Origin of the sequence: Caballeronia sp. SEWSISQ10-4 2, assembly GCF_030464885.1 — a bacterium.
Lineage (GTDB): Bacteria > Pseudomonadota > Gammaproteobacteria > Burkholderiales > Burkholderiaceae > Caballeronia.
The window spans coordinates 22,816-40,963 of sequence record NZ_JALPRJ010000032.1 but is presented as its reverse complement, the minus strand read 5'-3'; the positions used below and the strand labels follow the sequence as shown (position 1 = coordinate 40,963).

Sequence of the window (18,148 nt, the reverse complement as noted above, 5' to 3'; positions counted from 1 at the left end):
GTCGATGCGCGATTTATCAGCCATGGTCAATCAGGCGACAAACTGGCACTGCGACGCCGGCGTGCGCGTGTCCATGTTGCGGCCACGGTTCATGTGGTCGTCAATCTCAGCGGCACAGCCGAGCATGCGTGGGTACAGGAAGATCGTGAACGCCGCCGTCTCAAGGGCCGCCCCCGTATATTCGCCCCTACGGTAGGGCTGCCATAGCATCTTCAGCAGCAGCGCGGCAATCACTGCGTCGATGTTGACGCAGTAGACATTGCGCGACACGCCTGTGTCGAACAAGCACTGGACGAGCGTGGCGTAGAAGTCATGGAAGACGTTGTATTCCTGGCGCCCGGCCAGTAACTCGCGAATGAAAACCTCGCGCGGATCGTGATTGACCGGCTTGTCCTTGAACACGGGATGATTGATGCCGGGAATCTTCTGGATGTCCAGGCTACCGGTGTTCTTCTTGTTCGACTTGTAGCGGGCATACGCCTCGACATACTTCAAGGCCAGCGCCTTCAGATCGATACCATGGTTGGGGTCGCCCGGATCGACCAGGCCCGTGTCCTTGAACTGCTCGATCAGAAAGGCGATACCTTCGTAGCCGTTGCCGCCGTGGGTGTAGCCGGTGTGGGTAAGGAAGCCGACCAGGCCCTTGTTGAGCTGCACACGCTCGGGGTCTTCGGGCCCGTCGGCCGAGACCGCGCCCTTGGCGCCCTGGGCCGAGATCGTGCCCGGCCCGTTGGACAGCAGCAGCCCCACCAGCACCTGGAACGAGAACAGATCAGCCGGCTGCGGCGCGAAGCCAAGCAGCGCGACGAACGCCACTTCGCTGATCGGCCTTTCCTGCAGGACATCGGTCATCGGAATACCGCAGAAGCCGTCGGGTTGGTGCTGATCCGCATTAACCGAGGCGCCAATTAACGCGCCGAACAAACGCAGCCACCACGGCAGGCTTTCGGCAGTCAGCCGCGAGACACGCTTGCGCATCAGTGGCCCCCAAGCCAGGGTGGTGCTGATCGCGGCAAGCACGGCATCCTCGGTGGGGTGACCGGGTAGTGCTTCAAGGTAACGCACGAAGATTGACTTGGCGCCTCTTGCGCGCAGGCCCGCGAGCATCGCGTCCGCGCGGGCGTCGGGATCAGCGCGGACGAACAGGCCAGGGTCATCCACCTTGATCCGGCTAGGATCGAAGCTTTCGTCCAGCGCATCGCTCAAGCCGGCCGCCGTGAAGGCGTCGATCAGCACCCGCGCGGCCTGTCGTGCCTCACCCTGGCAGAGCGGGCCGAGGATGCTGGCGGCAGCGGCGAGCACGGTGTTGGGCGCATTGCCAGCTTCGCGCGCGGCCTGTGCCGCGGCCAGTGCGGGGTGGCCGTGCAGGTTCAGGCCGGCGCCGATGGCGACGTTGATCAGGCGCCGGTCGTTCTCGCCGCCGGGCTCGTGCAACAGCGCGAGGCTCACGTTGGCTTCCAGCGGGTACTGCGCGGCCTCGAGCATCGACACGCCGTACAGGCTGGTGACTTGCGTCCTGGCATCCATCTGCGAGGCGCCCGAGGCGTCCTTTAACGTCTGACGCGGCGGCACCGCACCAATCTGCCGGTTCAGCGCCGCGACCTGTTCGTTATACGGGGCGCCGGCCTCGACGACGGGCAAGTCGAGCTCGGGCGGCAGCGTCAGCCCGTGGCTCGCACCGAACCACGGCTTGAGCGCGAGATTGCCCTCGGACGCGAAGTCAAGCCGGCAGGCGTTCTCGCCCATCACCGCAGTCAGTGCAGCCGGGATGTGGGCGATGTTGGTCACCAGCGCGCCCTTGGCCGAAAACACGGGATGCTCGGGCGTGAAGATGCCGTCGACGCCAAATTTCTCCATGAACCAGCCTTCCTTGCTGAGGGCGTCGTCGGCACCACCGGCCATGGCGCCGGCATGTCCGACCGCGCGGGTCAGCTTGGACTTCCAGCGCCCGACCACGCAGGCCACCACCGGCTTGGTGAAGTTGGCGTCGAGCTCGTAGTAGCCACCGGGCTCGACATAGAGCACGGCAGCCTTGCTGCGCGCATCGTTGGACAGCGCAAAGGCGAACTCGGGTGCCGCGAAGTGGATGTAGACATCCTTGCCGCAGGAAATCGAGGTGGTGGTGCCCCAGCCGGCCATGCGCAGATAGGTCGCGATCGTGGTCGTGAAGTTGCCCGAGTTGGAGAAGATCGCGATCGAGCCGCGGCGCAATGCTTCCTCCGGATGGTCGCCGCCCAGTGCGCCGCCGATCCGAACCTGGTTCCAGGCATCAGCCACGCCCAGGCTGTTGCCGCCGAAGATGTCGATGCCGTTGGACTGACCCATCGCGCGGATCTCGCGCGAGTCGTGCACGGCCAGCTTCTCGGTGACGATGAAGATCTTCTTCAGATCCGGGTTCACCCGGATCAGTTCGGCCACGCCGTCACGCGCCGCCGCGGGCGGCAGGTAGATCACGCCGCAGTTGAAGCGATGGCCGTCGTTGATGCCTTCCAGCACGTTGTTGTAGACGGGCACGCTGCCCAACGCCGTCTCCAGCACCTGGCCGCGCTTGCCCGGCGCGGTGCCGAACACCACGTTGCCGCCCGAATAGACATGGCCTACCGGTGTCACGTCGCTCGACTCGCCACCCAGGATGTTGAGCACGCAGACCCGGTCTTCACGCGTGGCCACCTGGGCGAGAGAACTGATACCGACGAAATACTTGAAATCGCCTACGCCTTGCTTGTACATGACACGCTCCTTATGCGCGGGCAACCCTCAGGCGGCCTGGTTCGACGCGATGCCCAGCCGGGCGGCCACCTGCTCGCGGCCGCCCGCTTTCATCCACGCATCGACCTTTTTGGCATGCAGAACGACCTCGCTCATGTCGGAGTCGAAGCCGAAAAACCGGTACGGCAGGCCTAGCGCATCGAGCGTGTCGCGCATCGCACCCATCCCGCGCACCAGATGCGGTCCGCCGCGGCCAATGACCACGTAAAGCGGCGTCGCGCCATGCCGGCTGAAGTGCTCACGTAGCGCATCGGCCATCGCGCGGAAGGTCTCGAAGATGTCAGTGTTGTTCGATTTGCCGCCGATGATAAACAGCACATTGCTCTGTTTGATCCAGTGTTTGAAGCAGATGCGTGCCACCTCCTTCATCTTCTCGTAGGGCGGGTTGCCGCCAAAGTCCGACGAGATGATGGCATCGTCGCCGAGCATCTGCGTGACGAGCGAATTAGCGCCGCCGCCGAAGGTCGGTGCGAGGATGGTGCCCGCGACGTTGATCACGTAGACGTCGCTCTGGCCCTGGTAGGTGCGCAGCTGATTGATCTCCTGCTCGAAGTCGGAGTAGTCGACCGCGAACAGGCTCGCCGGCAGCTTCAGACGGCGCCAGCGCGGGTCGTCGCGATCGAAGCCGCATTTGAAGTCGCAGGCCACGGGTGTCATGCGCCCTTTCTTGTCCTCCCGCATGCGGATCGGATTCAACTCCAGCGTAGTCATGCCGTAGTCGTGGTACAGCTCCCACAGCTTGGGCAGGTGCTGCACCAGCGGCGAAATGATCTGCTTGGGCGCCCCGAGCGCGGACAGCGCATTGGCCACGACAAAGGCTTTCAGCCCCGTGAGCGGATCGAAGGGTACCTGCGCCACCTGGCTCCTTTCGAGTTCCTCGATGTCGATGCCGCCATGGTGAGTGAGCGTCATCGTTGGCGCGCGGAAATGCGTCGAGTCAGTGATCGAGAAATAGACTTCGTGCTCGGCGGGCACTCCGGCTTCGAAGGTGACGCCATTGGCCTTGGCCACCGTGTGGCCGACGCGGTGCTCGACGAAGTACAGACGCTCCTTTTCCCTCAGCGCGGTCTTCAAGTCAGTAGCCTTGCCGATCAGGCCGGCCTTGCCCTTCTTGCCGACACCGCCCTTGAACACTGGCTTGATGAACACCAGGCCGTGCTTGTCGATCAGCGCGCGGATCTCTTCTTCGCTGGCGTCGGGCCCGAGCACCTCAGTGGTCGGGAAGTCGACAAACTGGAGCATTTTGGCTCCGTGCAGCATACCTGTGACTTGCATGGTGACCTCGCAGTGGAGAAGCGCTGGTTAGACATAGCACGGCAGGATAATCAGCACGGTCGTCACGGAGATCACCCCGCCGATCCGGGTCGCGATCTGGGCGAACGGCATCAGCGTCATGCGATTGGCCGCCGTCAGGATGCGCTTGCCGATCTCCGCGAGTGTGAGACCGAGGAAGGCGAACATCACTATCACTAGCGATATCTCGTTCGGAAGCTTACCGATGTACACGAGCCCCGCGATGAGAGCCCCGACAATCACATAGATCGGCAGCGGAATGATGGCGATGCGGATTTCCATCAGCTTCCACCATCCGTGGTGCCAGAAGGCCTGCTTCTTCGCCTGGTTCGGCGGTAGACGCGTGGAAGCCGCTGTCATCATCAACGTCTCCTGAGCGGATATTTATCTGCTTACCATCGTCACCCGTGCCTGAGGGACGTACGTGGTCAGCGTGCTGCTCGCCGGCATCTTGCTGAAGACGATCGTTGCACCGGTCGAGGATGGGCAACTTGCACTGCTCGATTCTCAAGCTGCTGACTTCGTCTTCGTGAATTTACGGAGGCACTCGTCGGAGACGCGGTTGGCGATCGACTGATAATTCTGCTTATTCAGCTCGCTATCGACTTTCTGGATTGTCAAAGACACTCCTCATGCATGCCGTGACGGCTGAACGGGTTGTCCGCAGCTTGGCTGAAATCTGTACTTAATAGCATCGGGCGCATAGCATTCAGAGCGTAGCACCGCGGGGGCAGCGCGGATAGTTTGCGGTGAAGGTTGCGGCGGCAATGGCGAAAGTTTGTGTTGAGACGTATGCTGAATATGCATGGTCACCGTTCATGGGTGCGCTCGACAAACGCAATGGCTTGACTGTTTCATTGGCACTGGCGGGAGGGCTGGCGTTGCTTCTGATGCTCGACTTGATGTTGGGAGGGCAGCTGTTCAATACCCGGCTAGTCGGCAAATTCTATGCCATTTCCCCGCACAGCCCGCTTGCGTCGATATCAGTGCGACGGGGTGGCGTTCCTCGCCTGGCGCGACACGGCTGCGATGGCGTGGCTACTCGCAGCCCATCTGGGCGTGGTGATGGCGCTGTTTGCAACACTTCCTTGCGGAAGTTCGCGCACGGCATCTACCGCAGCGCGGCGTTACTGAAATCGGCAATCGAAAAGCGACAGAAGAGCGGTGTACAGGTGGGATCGGAATGACGCTGTTAGCGGTTCGTTTTCAAAGTGCGGTGCCGTCAGGTCAGCAAGGCAAATGCTCCGGACCTGCCGGCTCACAAGCCAGACAGACAAACGCAAGGAGACAGTAATCATGAACCCTTCAACCAGCATGGTGGCAGACGCACCCAGACCGTCCCACTCCAAGGTCGGCGCCGTTCTGCGCGTCACCAGCGGTAACTTCCTCGAACAGTTCGACTTCTTTCTGTTTGGCTTTTACGCCACCTACATTTCGAAGGTGTTTTTTCCGTCAAGCAGCGAGTTCGCCTCGCTGATGTTGACGTTCGCCGTGTTCGGCGCGGGCTTCCTGATGCGGCCGTTAGGCGCCATCGTGCTTGGCGCCTACATCGACGAAGTCGGCCGTCGCAAGGGCCTGATCGTGACGCTGTCGCTCATGGCTAGCGGCACGATACTCATCGCTGCGGTCCCCGGCTACGCAACGATCGGCATGCTGGCGCCGGCACTGGTGCTGATCGGCCGGTTGCTGCAGGGCTTCTCGGCGGGCGCCGAACTGGGCGGCGTGTCGGTCTATCTGGCTGAAATGGCGACGCCAGGCCACAAGGGCTTTTATACGAGCTGGCAGTCGGCAAGCCAGCAGGTTGCGATTGTGGTTGCAGCGGGGCTCGGCTATGGACTCAACAGCTGGATGTCCGCGGCAAGTATCGGTCTGTGGGGCTGGCGCATCCCGTTCTTTATCGGCTGCGCGATCGTACCGTTCCTGTTCGTGTTGCGCCGTTCGCTGCAGGAAACCGAGGAGTTCAAGGCGAGGCAGCACCATCCGAAGGCAAAGGAAATCCTCGCGACGATGATGGCGAACTGGCAAATCGTGTTCGCCGGCATGCTGCTGGTTGCGATGACGACCACCACGTTTTATCTGATTACCGTCTACACGCCGACATTCGGCAGGGCCGTCCTGAAACTCAGCACCGCCGACAGTCTCGTCGTTACGCTGTGCGTTGGCGTTTCCAATTTCATCTGGCTGCCGATTGGCGGCGCGCTGTCGGATCGTATTGGACGCCGGCCGCTTCTGATCGGCATCACGGTGCTTGCCATTTTCACCACCTATCCGGCGCTTTCGTGGCTGGCGGCAGCGCCGAGCTTCCTCAGGATGCTGATCGTCCTGCAGTGGCTCTCGTTCTTTTTTGGCATCTACAACGGGGCAATGGTCGTCGCGCTGACCGAAGTGATGCCAGTGAGCGTCCGCGTGGCAGGGTTTTCGCTGGCGTACAGCCTCGCGACGGCGCTCTTCGGCGGATTTACACCTGCGGTGTCGACTTTTCTCATTGAGGTCACGCATGACAAGGCTGCACCGGGATACTGGATGAGTTTCGCCGCGTTGTGCGGGCTGGTTGCGACGCTTATGCTGTATCGTCGCGGTGGCGCGGTGGAACGTTCGGCGAAAGTGGTTTGACGGTAGCCGGTAGCTCAGGCGATAGACGTCATCCCTGGCGCCCGGGGGCGAAGTGGTGACGCCTTGCCAGGCGGCGCAGTTTTTTTGATAGCCGCGACCTTGAGCGGGTCGGACTGGGCTACCTGGGGTTGGGGTTTGCGCAGTCGAAACCCATTTGCCCAAAGATGCGCTGGCACTGACGCACCCCCAAGGCTGACTCAGTTGCGCTTCGCTTCGCTCGCTGTGATCAACTCGCGGTGGAACTCACACCCACAAGAGTGCGCCCATCCTGGGCGCACCAGAAAACAGGCGGCGGCGGATAAATCCGCCGCCGCAAGCCGGAGCATATCGATGAATGGATCCGCCGGGAGGAGCAGATCCCCGATCAGAAGCGGGTGCGGATGCCCGTGGTCAGTTCGACCTGGTTGGTGGCGCCGAAGGTGGTACTGACCGTATATCCGCCATGAAGCCGCATGTAGTCGCCAGCCAAATACACTTCAGTGCGTTTCGACAGGTGATAGAACGCCGACCCGTACAGCGTCTCCTTGTAGCCGTTGTGAAGGCCCGACGTCGGGTCAAACGCACCGATGTTCGCGTTGGGGATATCGCCGTCGCTATTGTACGCGGCGTTCTTCACGCGCATCTGCTGATAGCCGAGTTCGTAGTCAAACGCACCCTTCGGCGCCAGCTTGAGCGACACGGTCCACGCGTTGTCCTGACGCTGGCCGAGCGAGCCCTGATTGCCCAAGTAGCGGAAGTACCCCGCATTGGTGCGCAGAATACCGAACGTATAGTTACCCCCCACTGAGAACGACTGGTTGGTGAAGCCCACGCGATTCGCGTGGCTATAAAAGGACGACACGTTGAACGGGCCGCCGTTGTACCCAAGCGCCGCCTGGTAGTTGGAGTTGGAGCCGAAACTCGTTGTGTTCCCGAACGCGTAGCCCGCACTGGCGAAGATGCCATTGCTGAACAGTTTCTTCCACGCGAGGCCGTTGGTATAACGGGTGCCGGTGGCACTGGCCGCGTAGAAAATCATCTGCTTGAAATTGTTAGCGTTGGTCCAGCCGCCTTCCTCGGTCGTCAATCGAGCGCTGCCGTACGGATCGCCATAAATCGTCGATGCATCGCGCGCGATTGTATTTTGAAAGCCCTCCGTGAACTTACCCAACGTATCGTCTTCATAGCCAACCCATGCGTCGCGGTCAAAGATCTGGCCCGGGTCTTCCATCTGGCCGTCGCTCATGCGGTATTCACTTTCCAGACGGAAGATGATCCGCGATCCGTTGCCAATGTCCTCCACGCCCTTGAGGCCCCAACGGCTGCCACTGAACCACGGCTCCCCGCCAATGCCCATGCCCACGACGTGATCTCCTTTTGCGTCGGCATGTGTTTGATACGACGGCGCGCTCAGATCAATCAGGCCATAAAGCTGAACGCTCGATTGCGCGTGTGCGCTGCTTGCGGCGAATGCGCTCGCTGCCACAGCCAAGGTCAGATATTTTTGCTTAAAGGTAGTCTCCTCAGATTACTTCATTGAAGTCCCCAGCTCTTTTCCGCTTCTCGCAACCGGATTCTGAATACCCAATGGCCGTGCCTATCTGACGATCAATCGCAATCCTATCTACTTCAATCCTTCTCGCTTCTTTTTGTGCCACTTGCACAACTAAGTGCATTCACTCATATACGTCGCCGATTTATAGGAGTTTTTGCGGAGGTCAATGTCTTGATCGCACGATACCGGCCGCGGCCGCCCGACGCATTCCAACGCCCGAGCAGCGGGCGCTAATGTGTGAAGAGGTATTTAAGGATCTCCTGGTGCTGATGCGAGGTGACGGGTGTGCGCGTGCCAAACCAGATCGTGACGTGCGCTGCCAAGCGGTTGATGCGATGCAGGTGGGCATGTCACGGATCACTACCCAGTCCTTTACAGAAGACGGCAGACGGTGAACTTCGCGCAATTCACGCAACGGTTTCGGATCACCATCAAGCGCTGACGACTCCGCTCTGCCACCGCGGGATGAACCCCCTGAAGGCTGCGCCAACGCTCCTCCGCCGATTCCCGACCACGCGAGCAGCAAACTTCGCCCGGGTCACGTCAAATCGAACGGACATTTCTGTATCACTTTTAAAACAACCTATGAATGCTGATGCGACTTGGGTTTGAGGCCCGCAAACCAGGGGGTTCAAATGACACTATCAAATTCCGATGCGCCTCCAGTAAGGCATTGAACAGATGAAAGCGTTTTCGCGATTAATCGGACGGATAGCGGGACATTGTCAGGTTGTTGGGCTCGTCACGTAAGATGGCAAGATGAAGAAATCGAAATCGCTATCACGGTCACCGTTTCCCAGCCACGATCATCAGTTGCGCCGTGCGCTGGTATTTTCGCTTTCAGCTCAGCTTGCGCGACATTGAAGAACTGCTGTTCGAGCGCGGGGTGATCGTGACGTACGAGACAATCCGATGCTGGTGCGAGAAGTTCGGTAAGGGCTTTGCTCATCGGGTGAAAGCCGCTCGGCGTAAGCCCGGTAGCATGTGGCACCTCGACGAGATGTTCATCACGCTGCGAGGTGAACCGTACCTGTTGTGGCGTGCGGTCGACGAGCATGGCGCCGAACTCGACATCCTGGTGCAAAAGCGGCGCGATAAAGCCGCCGCCAAACGCTTCTTCAAGCGTGTGCTGCGCTCGAACCCGCGCAGGATCGTCACCGATCAGTTGCGCAGCTACCCGGCGGCGAAGGCCGAGATACCGGAGCTTGTGAACATGAAGCACGTGTTCGTCAAAGCTGCAGCCCGGCTCAATAACTGGGCCGAGAACAGCCATCAACCTACACGCGAACGCGAGCATCGCATGCGCGGCTTTCGCGACCTGAGAGGCACACAGAAGTTTCTCTCGTGCTTCGGGCTGGCAACATTTCGCGCTCAAGCGGCATCTGCTGCGGGCTTCACGTTACCGCAAACAGCTCGCTGCCCGGTTCGTCGCTTGGCGGGAATTCACTGAGCTCGCCCAACATCCGTCTCACGCGTTCTAAGGCATTCACGTCTCTGTCTTCATTGCTGCCTCTGCAGCAACAAGTTGAAAAGCCATCGATTCGCCGAACTTAGCCAAAATCCGTCCGGTTTTTGAGGGAAGGTCAGTCTACCGAATTACTTCGAGCCCAATGCGTTAGTGTGAACGCCTTTGCTCGTCCCTCCCGTCTTACTGCGACACAACCCCATCCTTTGCCGATGGTGAGAGCGGTATGTCGATGCGCTCAGGCACAGCCCACGCACTCGCGCACGCGGTATCGCAATGGCGGCAATAAGCTGCGACATTCGCGTATTGAACGGCTCTTGGCCACATCAAGGCAAAATACGGGTTTTGGCCCCCGCTGGGCTTACATATTGAATCTCTTCGTGTCGAATTCCCCGCCGCTCGCGGCGTAGGCCGGTTGAAAACCGGCAGCTTGGGAAAGTGCAGTTCATACCCCGCAGCTTGCTGCGGGGAGCTTGATTGCCGGCACCCGACCTCCAAGGCTCTCAACAAGCCTCGTCCCGCGTCCGGCAGGATAGCTCGTCGTTCAGGCGAACCCACAGGAGCATTTTTGTATGATCAAATCGAACATGTCCTTCCTCGGCAGACTTTCCCTTGCCGTCGGCACCTTTTTCGCTGTCCTGGGCGACCGCGAGTTCGCCGCCCAAGTGCGTCGGCTACGCGACGGGGCAGTAGTGGCGGCGCCGTTCACGGCGGCCCAACCCGCGGCAACGACGGCACCCACGATCAAGGAGGCAAGCCCGGAGGCAGCGCTTCAGCTTCTGGGACTTCTCCAGCGTGGCGCACGCTTCGTCGACTTCGTCGAAGAGGACATCGCGGGCTATTCCGATGCGGACATCGGCGCCGCCGCGAGGCTCGTGCACGACGGTTGCCGCGCGACGCTGCGCGAACATTTCACGATTCGCCCAGTACGTGACGAGGCCGAAGGCAGTCGCGTCACGCTCGCCGACGGCTTCGACGCAACCGCGATTCGGCTGACGGGCAACGTGGTCGGCAAGCCGCCGTTCAACGGCAACATCAGTCACCGCGGCTGGAGAGTCGAGGAGGTCAGGCTCCCGATGTTGACAAAGACGCATGACGCGACGGTGATCGCACAGGCTGAGGTGGAACTATGACTGAGCCGCGCTATTCGATCGGCATCGATCTGGGCACAACCCACTGCGCCCTCTCGTACGTCGACCTCTTCGCCAGTGACGGCGAGAAAACCAGTCACGGCGTCCTGCCGATCACGCAGCTCACCGCCGCGGGGGTCATCGAAGCGCTCGATCTGCTGCCCTCGTTTCTCTACCTGCCCCATCCGAGCGAGCTGACACCGGGTGACCTGGCTTTGCCGTGGACCATAGAGCGCGACTTCGCGGTCGGTGAAATGGCGCGCAGCCGAGGCGCGGGGACGCCGATTCGTCTGGTGTCGAGCGCCAAGAGCTGGCTCTGTCATCCCGGTGTGGACCGTCGCGCGGCGATTCTGCCGAGCGACGCGCCACCTGAAGTGACGCGCATCTCGCCGCTTGAAAGCTCGGTTCGCTATCTCACGCATTTGCGTGAAACATGGGACCACGCACATCCCGATGCACCGTTCAGCGAGCAGGAGGTCACGGTCACCATTCCTGCTTCTTTCGATCCGGCCGCGAGAGAACTGACGGCCGAGGCTGCACAAGCGGCTGGCTACGCCCGCATGACGCTGCTGGAAGAACCGCAAGCGGCGCTCTATAGCTGGATCCAGAAAAGCGACGGCGCCTGGCGCAAGCAGGTGAAGGTCGGCGACGTCATTCTGGTTGTGGACGTGGGCGGTGGGACGACGGACCTGTCGTTGATCGCGGTCATCGAACATGAAGGCAATCTCGAATTGCATCGTGTCGCGGTCGGCGAACACATCCTGCTGGGCGGCGACAACATGGATCTGGCGCTCGCGCACGTGGTCGCGCGCAAGCTGGCCGCGCAGGGAACGCAGGCCGATCCGTGGCAGTTGCGCGCACTCACCTATGCGTGCCGGGCAGCCAAGGAAACACTGTTGACCGACCGCAGTACGGATACGGTGCCGCTGGTCATACCGAGCCGCGGATCGAAGCTGATTGGCGGCTCGATCCGCACCGAACTGACCCGCGCCGAACTCATGCAGACGACTCTCGATGGCTTCTTTCCGCAAGTCGTTGCGTCCGCCCGGCCGATGAACCGAGCGCGTGGCGGCCTGACACAGCTCGGCCTGCCGTATGCGCAGGATGCGGGCATCACGCGGCACCTTGCCGCCTTTCTTGGCCGACAGGTCGCAGCGCTCGCCGAGCTCGACGGATTGCAGCACGTGCCAGCCGAGAACGCGAGCTTCCTGCATCCGACAGCGGTCCTGTTCAACGGCGGCGTGTTCAAGTCAACACTTCTCGTCGAGCGAATTCTCGAGACCCTCAACGGCTGGCTCACAACTGAGGGTGCAGCGCCTGCGCGCCTGTTGGGTGGCGCCGATCTCGACCTCGCGGTCGCACGCGGCGCGGCGTACTACGGCTACGTTAAACGTGGCAAGGGCGTGCGCATTCGTGGCGGCACGGCACGCGCTTACTATATTGCGGTCGAGTCGGCCATGCCCGCCGTGCCCGGCGTGGAGCCGCCTGTCCAGGCGTTGTGCCTCGCGCCCTTCGGGATGGAAGAAGGAACGGACGCGGCGTTGCCGACTCAGGAATTCGGTCTCGTGGTCGGCGAACCCGTGCACTTCCGTTTCTTTGGTTCGTCGGTGCGTCGGCAAGATCAGGTCGGCACGATGCTCGACTACTGGTCGCCCGACGAGTTGCAAGAACTGGAGGAAATTCAGGCCACGCTGCAGCCCGAAGGACGCACGCCCGGCGAAGTCGTGACGGTGAAGCTGCATGCACGGATCACTGAAGCCGGCACACTGGAACTCGAAGCCGTGCCGCACGGCACAAGCGAGCGCTGGAAAATCGAATTCGATGTGCGCAGCAGCGCGAACGCCTGAGTCCGATGAAACAATACATCGTCGGCATCGATCTCGGCACGAGCAATACGGTCGTTGCGTACGTCAGGGCGGATGCTAACGAGATCCGCGTCTTCGATATCGATCAGCTCGTGGGCCTCGGCGAGGTCGGTGCGCAAGACCTGTTGCCGTCCGTGCGCTATCACCCGGCGCCGGGCGAGCTGGCACCAGGCGATCTGCAATTACCGTGGAGCGGCGCCGATGACCGCGAGATGCAACCAGCCGTGATTGGACGGCTCGCTCGCACGCTGGGCGCACAGGTGCCGGGCCGGCTCGTGACCAGCGCGAAAAGCTGGCTGTCGCATGTGTCGGTCGACCGTCTCGCGCCGATTCTGCCGTGGGGCGCGGACGATGAGGTCAGCAAGGTCTCGCCAGTGACCGCAAGCGCCAGCTATCTGGCTCACGTACGCGCTTCGTGGAACCAGCGGTTTCCGCACGCGCGGCTCGAAGATCAGGACGTGGTGCTCACCGTGCCCGCATCGTTCGATGACGGCGCGCGTGCGCTGACGCTGGAAGCCGCGCACATCGCGAAGCTGCCCGCCCTGCGCCTGCTAGAAGAGCCTCAGGCCGCTTTCTACGACTGGCTGTTTCATCATCGCGCGACGCTTGGCACCGAACTCGCCCAGACGCGGCTCGTGCTGGTCTGCGATGTGGGCGGCGGCACGACGGACCTCACGCTCATCAAGGTGCATTTCGAGGACGGCGAGCCGCAACTGACCCGCATCGGCGTCGGCAACCATCTGATGCTCGGCGGCGACAACATGGACCTCGCGCTGGCGCATCTGGTCGAGGCGCGTTTTGCCAAAGAGCAAACGCGCCTGTCGGCGGCCAGCCTGTCTCAGCTCGTCGAACGGTGCCGCGCCGCGAAGGAAGAACTGCTCGGCGCGCAGGCGCCCGATTCCGTCGCGATCACGCTGCTCAGTGCGGGAGCCCGGCTTGTCGGCGGCGCACGCACGATGGAGTTGAGCCGGGAAGAGGTCGAGCAGATCATCGTCGATGGGTTCTTTCCAACGGGCGGCTCGGACGAACTGCCTCGCCGGTCGCGGGCGGGAATCGTCGAGTTCGGCTTGCCCTACGCGGCCGACCCGGCAATCACGCGGCACATCGCGGCGTTTCTGAGCAGGCTCAATGCGCAGTCGCGCGACGCATTGGATACGTCGGATAGTGCGCCATCATTGTTGCCGATGCCCGATACCTTGCTGCTCAACGGCGGCGTCTTCCGTGCCAAAGCGCTCTCCGAGCGTCTGGCGAGTTCGCTCGGCGCATGGCGCCAGAAGCCTCTGCATGTGTTGCAAAACGACCATCCCGATGTCACTGTCGCGCGTGGCGCAGTCGCTTACGGCCTGGCCCGCGCGGGACACGCGCCGCGCATCGGCGGCGGCTCGCCACGCAGCTACTTCCTCGTCCTCGACGAGGATGCGCAGGCGTCGCGAGGCGTGTGTCTGTTGCCACGCGGAACCGAAGAAGGCCACGAGGTGCACCTCGAGGATCGCGTGTTTGCGCTGCGACTCGGGCATCCGGTGCGTTTCCACCTGATCTCTACGGTCGCCGACACGGCCTGGCAGCCAGGCGAGCTTGCCGACCTCACGACGCGCGACTTCGTCCGCTTGCCGCCGGTCGCGACTGTGGTGCATCAGCAGGACACGAGGGGCCCTCGCGAACGACTGGTCAAACTTACGACGTCGCTGACGGAACTCGGCAGGCTGGAGATGCACTGCACCGCAACCGACGACGCTTCGCAGCGATGGCTGCTCGAGTTCCAGTTACGACGTGACGATGCCGAACACAATGTCTCCGCGGCTATACGTCATCCGTCGCTCGACAAAGCCATCGAACTCATCGACCGCACGTTCGGCGCCCGCTCGGCGAATGTCAATCCCAAGGAAGTGAAGCGCTTGCGTGCAGGACTTGAACAGCTACTGGGGCCGCGTCAGAGTTGGGATGGCGCATTGCTCCGCGAACTGTTCGGGGCGCTCTGGGAACGGGCGGGCCGGCGGCGGCGTTCCGCGGATCATGAACGCCTTTGGTTGAATCTGGCCGGCTATTGTGTGCGGCCGGGATTTGGCTATCCGCTCGACGAATGGCGCATCGAACAGCTTTGGTCGCTGTTCGACGACGGCATTCAGTATGTCAACGAAGGGCAGGTGTGGTCGGAATGGTGGACGCTGTGGCGTCGCTCGGCGGCCGGCCTGCATGAGGATGCGCAGCTTCAGGTGCTCGATGCAATGGCCTGGCTTCAGGCTGCTGCGGGCGCGAAGCGGCAAAAGTTGCCCTTCGATCCCACGAAGGTGGGTTACGCGGATATGCTTCGCCTTTACGCGTCGCTTGAACGCATCCCCGTCGATCGCAAGATCGAAATTGCGGAACAGCTTCTCGCCCGGCTTCAGCGGTCCTCAGAAAATCACCAGAGCTGGTGGGCGGTTGGACGCATCGGTGCGCGTCGGCCGTTCTATGGTAGCGCGCATGGTGTCGTGCCAGCGGACGTGGCGACCCGATGGCTGGACGCAATCTTCGCGCTAGACTGGAGAAAGGTTGAGCCGGCCGTGTTTGCCGCCGTGCAAATCTCGCGTATGACAGGCGACCGTTCAAGGGATCTGCCGCTGCCGGTCCGCGAAACCGTCGCGCGACGACTCGAAGCCGCGAACGCACCGCCAGCGTGGATGGAAATGGTTCGTGAGGTCGTCGCGCTCGATAACGCAGACACGGGGCTCGTGTTCGGAGAGTCACTGCCTGCCGGATTAAAATTGATCGTCGGATGACTCGTCTTGCGAGGCATGGGCCGCGTTTTGTTAAGGGCCGAATGTTGCGTTTGAGCGCCGACGTCGGCCGGCGAACATAGATTCCGTAGTGCGATAAGCGGCTCCATCTTCTGTTCCCGGGAAGCTCGCGCAGTAACTGGTCGTAGCGGACGTCCGCGCCAACACAGAAACACTGCTTCGCGAATGACGGATTTGGCGCCGAAGTCCAACCGCTCAGGCAAGCTTTGATGATTGGCTTCCCGCCGGCGAAGTACTAGACTTCTTGCGCGCCATGCACGCCGTTTCAACGAGGTGCTTTATAAGAGGAAACCGCTCGATTCAACTGTCATAGATGCGGCTGCACGGAAGTGTGGCTCTTTGAGGCTGTTCAGCCGCCGCGCGCTTTCGGCCATTTCGGGAACGGCCAAACGACCGCGCTTGGTTCGGTGGTGTGGGCGGTCGCGCCGAGTCCCCGGCATCCACATGACGTGCGGAGGCCGCTTCTTACGTAGCTAGACACAATGATCTTCCCGGACCCGCAGTCGCACTGAAAAAACCAGCGCGCGCCGTTCTTGCCGTGATTCACGTAATGGGACGCAGTGAGCTGGCCAAAGCGATGGCCGGGCGCAATTTCAATCTGACGCAAGCAGCCGCACGATAGGGTCTTTCGGAACTTCACGCTCCGCGAATCGAGAACTTTTTCGGTGCCACACGCGCACTTGAATCGCCAGAGAGAACCGTCCTCGCGGGCTATCGCAGTGAGCCTGCCAAACGTCCGACCGGTGATGTCGACTGCCATGCCAAATCAGATCAGAGCAACACGGCTTGTTGTAAGAGCTCCAGGGCTTTCATTTCGTCTAAGCGACCAGTGCGTGCTTTGCCCGCGAGTGTCTTTATCAGCGCCTCCGCTATCGGTTCAATCCCGTGCAGATCGTCCAGGCTGGTTGCCGAAGTGAGACGGCGCGGCTCCGTGATGACCGGCGTTACGGAGGCTGGCGCAAACTGCTGGCGGGCGGCGGAGAACGAGACATCGTTATCAGCGGGTTGCCGACTCGCCGGATTGGCGGCGGACGAGAGTGCTTGATCTTGTTGCCCCATGACCGCATTCGTCTCAGCGGCGACGTTCGTTGGAACGCTCGTGTGATTCGCATAGAAGGGGGGGCGTGTCGAGCACCCGCATTTTTCGCCTTCGTACCCGCAGGCGTCTTCGCCGCTGTCGCTTTTAGCTCAATCGCGGGTGGCAGTTCTTGCTGAGCGGACGCATGGCGACGCGACGGGGGAACAAGCAAATCCGACACCGACTCAGGGATGTCCGTTACTGAACGCGGAACGTCCAACCAGCCAGTCGGCAAACCAAGGCGTTCGGCGAACCGGTTTGCTTCAGCATCGTTCATACGATTCAGTCCGTAGAAACGATTGGCCATATTGGAGTCGCTAATTTCCATCACCGCGCCGAGCCGCACCTTCGATCCTTTCCGGGATGTAAGCACGTGCAGGTTCGTAGCTGACGCGATAGCCCATGACGGGCAAGGCTCCGGAGAAAATCGCTGTCACGCCGAATTTTATCAGCGGGCACGGTTTTTCGGCTCTTTTTACGGTGACGATCCGACTTACGTTTTCGGCGTCCACATGAAGCCGCCGTCGGCGACTGAATCGGCCTCTTGTCGGGTTAGCTTACGCCAGCCGATTGGCTTCATTTTTTAATAAATAAAACTAACTAAAATTTAGAAATTGTATTTATGTTGCTTTGCAGGCACGTCCTTTGTGTTTTTGCGTGGGAGGACGTCATGGTCATAGAGACTCGACTCGAGCACTGCGGGTACTCGTTCCATTCTGTCTTTTCGTCGCGCGAGAGTACCGGATTTTCGTTTGCGCTGAACGAATGTGGAACCGGCTATTCGTCACCGACGCGTCTGCAGTGGCTTTCGGTTGCCAGGCTCAAGATTGATATCTCATTTGTGCAGGGAATGCTTGTCGACGCGCGCCAGCGTACGACGGTCGCGCTCAGTCATCGGGATGGCCCGTGCGCTTGGCGGGCAGTCGCTGGCCGAAGGTGTCAGGACGGAGAGCCAACTACGGCAGTGCATGAACTGGGCTGCGATTCGACGCACCCCTACTGGTTCGGCGATCCAGTGCCGACCACGGTGTTCGCAGAGAACTGGCTAAGCACAAAGAGCGATGTACTGCTTCACTAACACAGCCGTACTAAAAACCGGGCGTCACCCCTCATCCGGAGGGCTTGCAAGCGGGGCGATCGGAATCTCGACCGAGCGGTACGAGTGACCGTGTTGCTAATTGCTTAGGGTAGCGCGTGGAGGCCAAAGCAACGAGGATCGCCGCCAAAAAATGCTAAATTACCTTTATAGATTGGACACAAGCAGACGAAGTAGGCGCACCACGCTGCGCCGAACTCGATCGGATGAACGCGGATACGCGTAAGCTGGGGTGGCGTTCTCTACGCTGTTTTCTCACCTTTTGAAACCGACGGCGAACTAACGTGATCAAGCACACTGACTATCGCGAATGGACGATCCGCGCCACACCAAACTCTAATGGGCAAAACTGGACCGCCTCGGCCGAGGTCGAGCGCGGCCCGAGCACGGGCGAACTGAACGGTGCGTCGTTTGTATTCTCCGACCTGGGCGAATGCGCCACCGCAGCGAGCGCAGCCGACCGAGCGACCGCATGGGCGAAACGCTGGATCGATGAGAATTACGGCTAATACGTATGTTGAGAATCCA

General features: G+C 61.1%; 11 protein-coding genes and 2 pseudogenes. 8 read left to right on the top strand and 5 right to left on the bottom strand.

Annotation, left to right across the window (positions count from 1 at the left end; genetic code table 11):
* Window positions 1-30: 30 nt before the first annotated feature.
* From M0D69_RS21905 to M0D69_RS21895, 3 genes are read right to left on the bottom strand one after another with little or no spacing between them, the layout of a single operon-like run.
* Window positions 31-2,730 (bottom strand): CoA-binding protein, encoded by a 2,700-nt coding sequence (locus M0D69_RS21905; RefSeq protein ID WP_301784000.1) that lies wholly within the window; start codon window positions 2,728-2,730, stop codon window positions 31-33.
* A 27-nt stretch (window positions 2,731-2,757) separates the two neighbouring features.
* Complete coding sequence (locus M0D69_RS21900) at window positions 2,758-4,044, bottom strand: ATP citrate lyase citrate-binding domain-containing protein (RefSeq protein WP_301783999.1); 1,287 nt, start codon at window positions 4,042-4,044, stop codon at window positions 2,758-2,760.
* A 27-nt stretch (window positions 4,045-4,071) separates the two neighbouring features.
* On the bottom strand, window positions 4,072-4,425 hold the full coding sequence (locus M0D69_RS21895; protein ID WP_301783998.1) for a 2-hydroxycarboxylate transporter family protein: 354 nt from the start codon (window positions 4,423-4,425) through the stop codon (window positions 4,072-4,074).
* Window positions 4,426-4,486: 61 nt separating this feature from the next.
* On the opposite strand from M0D69_RS21895, the gene M0D69_RS21890 reads away from it, so the two are divergent.
* The 3 genes and pseudogenes from M0D69_RS21890 (at window position 4,487) to M0D69_RS21880 (ending at window position 6,675) form a co-directional block, all read left to right on the top strand.
* Window positions 4,487-4,639: a hypothetical protein gene (locus M0D69_RS21890; RefSeq protein ID WP_301783997.1), complete on the top strand. Its 153-nt coding sequence runs from the start codon at window positions 4,487-4,489 to the stop codon at window positions 4,637-4,639.
* A gap of 166 nt (window positions 4,640-4,805) precedes the next feature.
* A pseudogene (tcuB, locus tag M0D69_RS21885) lies at window positions 4,806-5,249 on the top strand (tricarballylate utilization protein TcuB); the annotation flags it as partial.
* A 109-nt stretch (window positions 5,250-5,358) separates the two neighbouring features.
* A complete protein-coding gene (locus tag M0D69_RS21880) occupies window positions 5,359-6,675 on the top strand; it encodes an MFS transporter (protein ID WP_301783996.1) in 1,317 nt (438 codons plus the stop codon).
* Between the two features lie 364 nt (window positions 6,676-7,039).
* Here the strand turns inward: M0D69_RS21880 and M0D69_RS21875 are convergent, their stop codons facing one another.
* Complete coding sequence (locus M0D69_RS21875) at window positions 7,040-8,152, bottom strand: porin (RefSeq protein ID WP_301784050.1); 1,113 nt, start codon at window positions 8,150-8,152, stop codon at window positions 7,040-7,042.
* Between the two features lie 862 nt (window positions 8,153-9,014).
* Here M0D69_RS21875 and M0D69_RS21870 point away from each other — a divergent pair.
* From M0D69_RS21870 to M0D69_RS21855, 4 genes and pseudogenes are all read left to right on the top strand, one after another.
* A pseudogene (locus M0D69_RS21870) lies at window positions 9,015-9,690 on the top strand (IS6 family transposase).
* 556 nt (window positions 9,691-10,246) lie between these two features.
* A complete protein-coding gene (locus M0D69_RS21865) occupies window positions 10,247-10,807 on the top strand; it encodes a DUF2760 domain-containing protein (protein WP_301783995.1) in 561 nt (186 codons plus the stop codon).
* A complete protein-coding gene (locus tag M0D69_RS21860) occupies window positions 10,804-12,651 on the top strand; it encodes an Hsp70 family protein (protein WP_301783994.1) in 1,848 nt (615 codons plus the stop codon). Before M0D69_RS21865 ends, M0D69_RS21860 begins: the two co-directional genes overlap by 4 nt.
* Before the next feature lie 5 nt (window positions 12,652-12,656).
* Complete coding sequence (locus tag M0D69_RS21855) at window positions 12,657-15,428, top strand: Hsp70 family protein (RefSeq protein WP_301783993.1); 2,772 nt, start codon at window positions 12,657-12,659, stop codon at window positions 15,426-15,428.
* Window positions 15,429-16,217: 789 nt separating this feature from the next.
* Here the strand turns inward: M0D69_RS21855 and M0D69_RS21850 are convergent.
* Window positions 16,218-16,505, bottom strand: coding sequence for a hypothetical protein (locus M0D69_RS21850; protein ID WP_301783992.1), 288 nt, complete (start codon window positions 16,503-16,505; stop codon window positions 16,218-16,220).
* 1,399 nt (window positions 16,506-17,904) lie between these two features.
* On the opposite strand from M0D69_RS21850, the gene M0D69_RS21845 reads away from it, so the two are divergent.
* A complete protein-coding gene (locus M0D69_RS21845; protein WP_301783991.1) occupies window positions 17,905-18,129 on the top strand; it encodes an HlyU family transcriptional regulator in 225 nt (74 codons plus the stop codon).
* Window positions 18,130-18,148 lie beyond the last annotated feature (19 nt).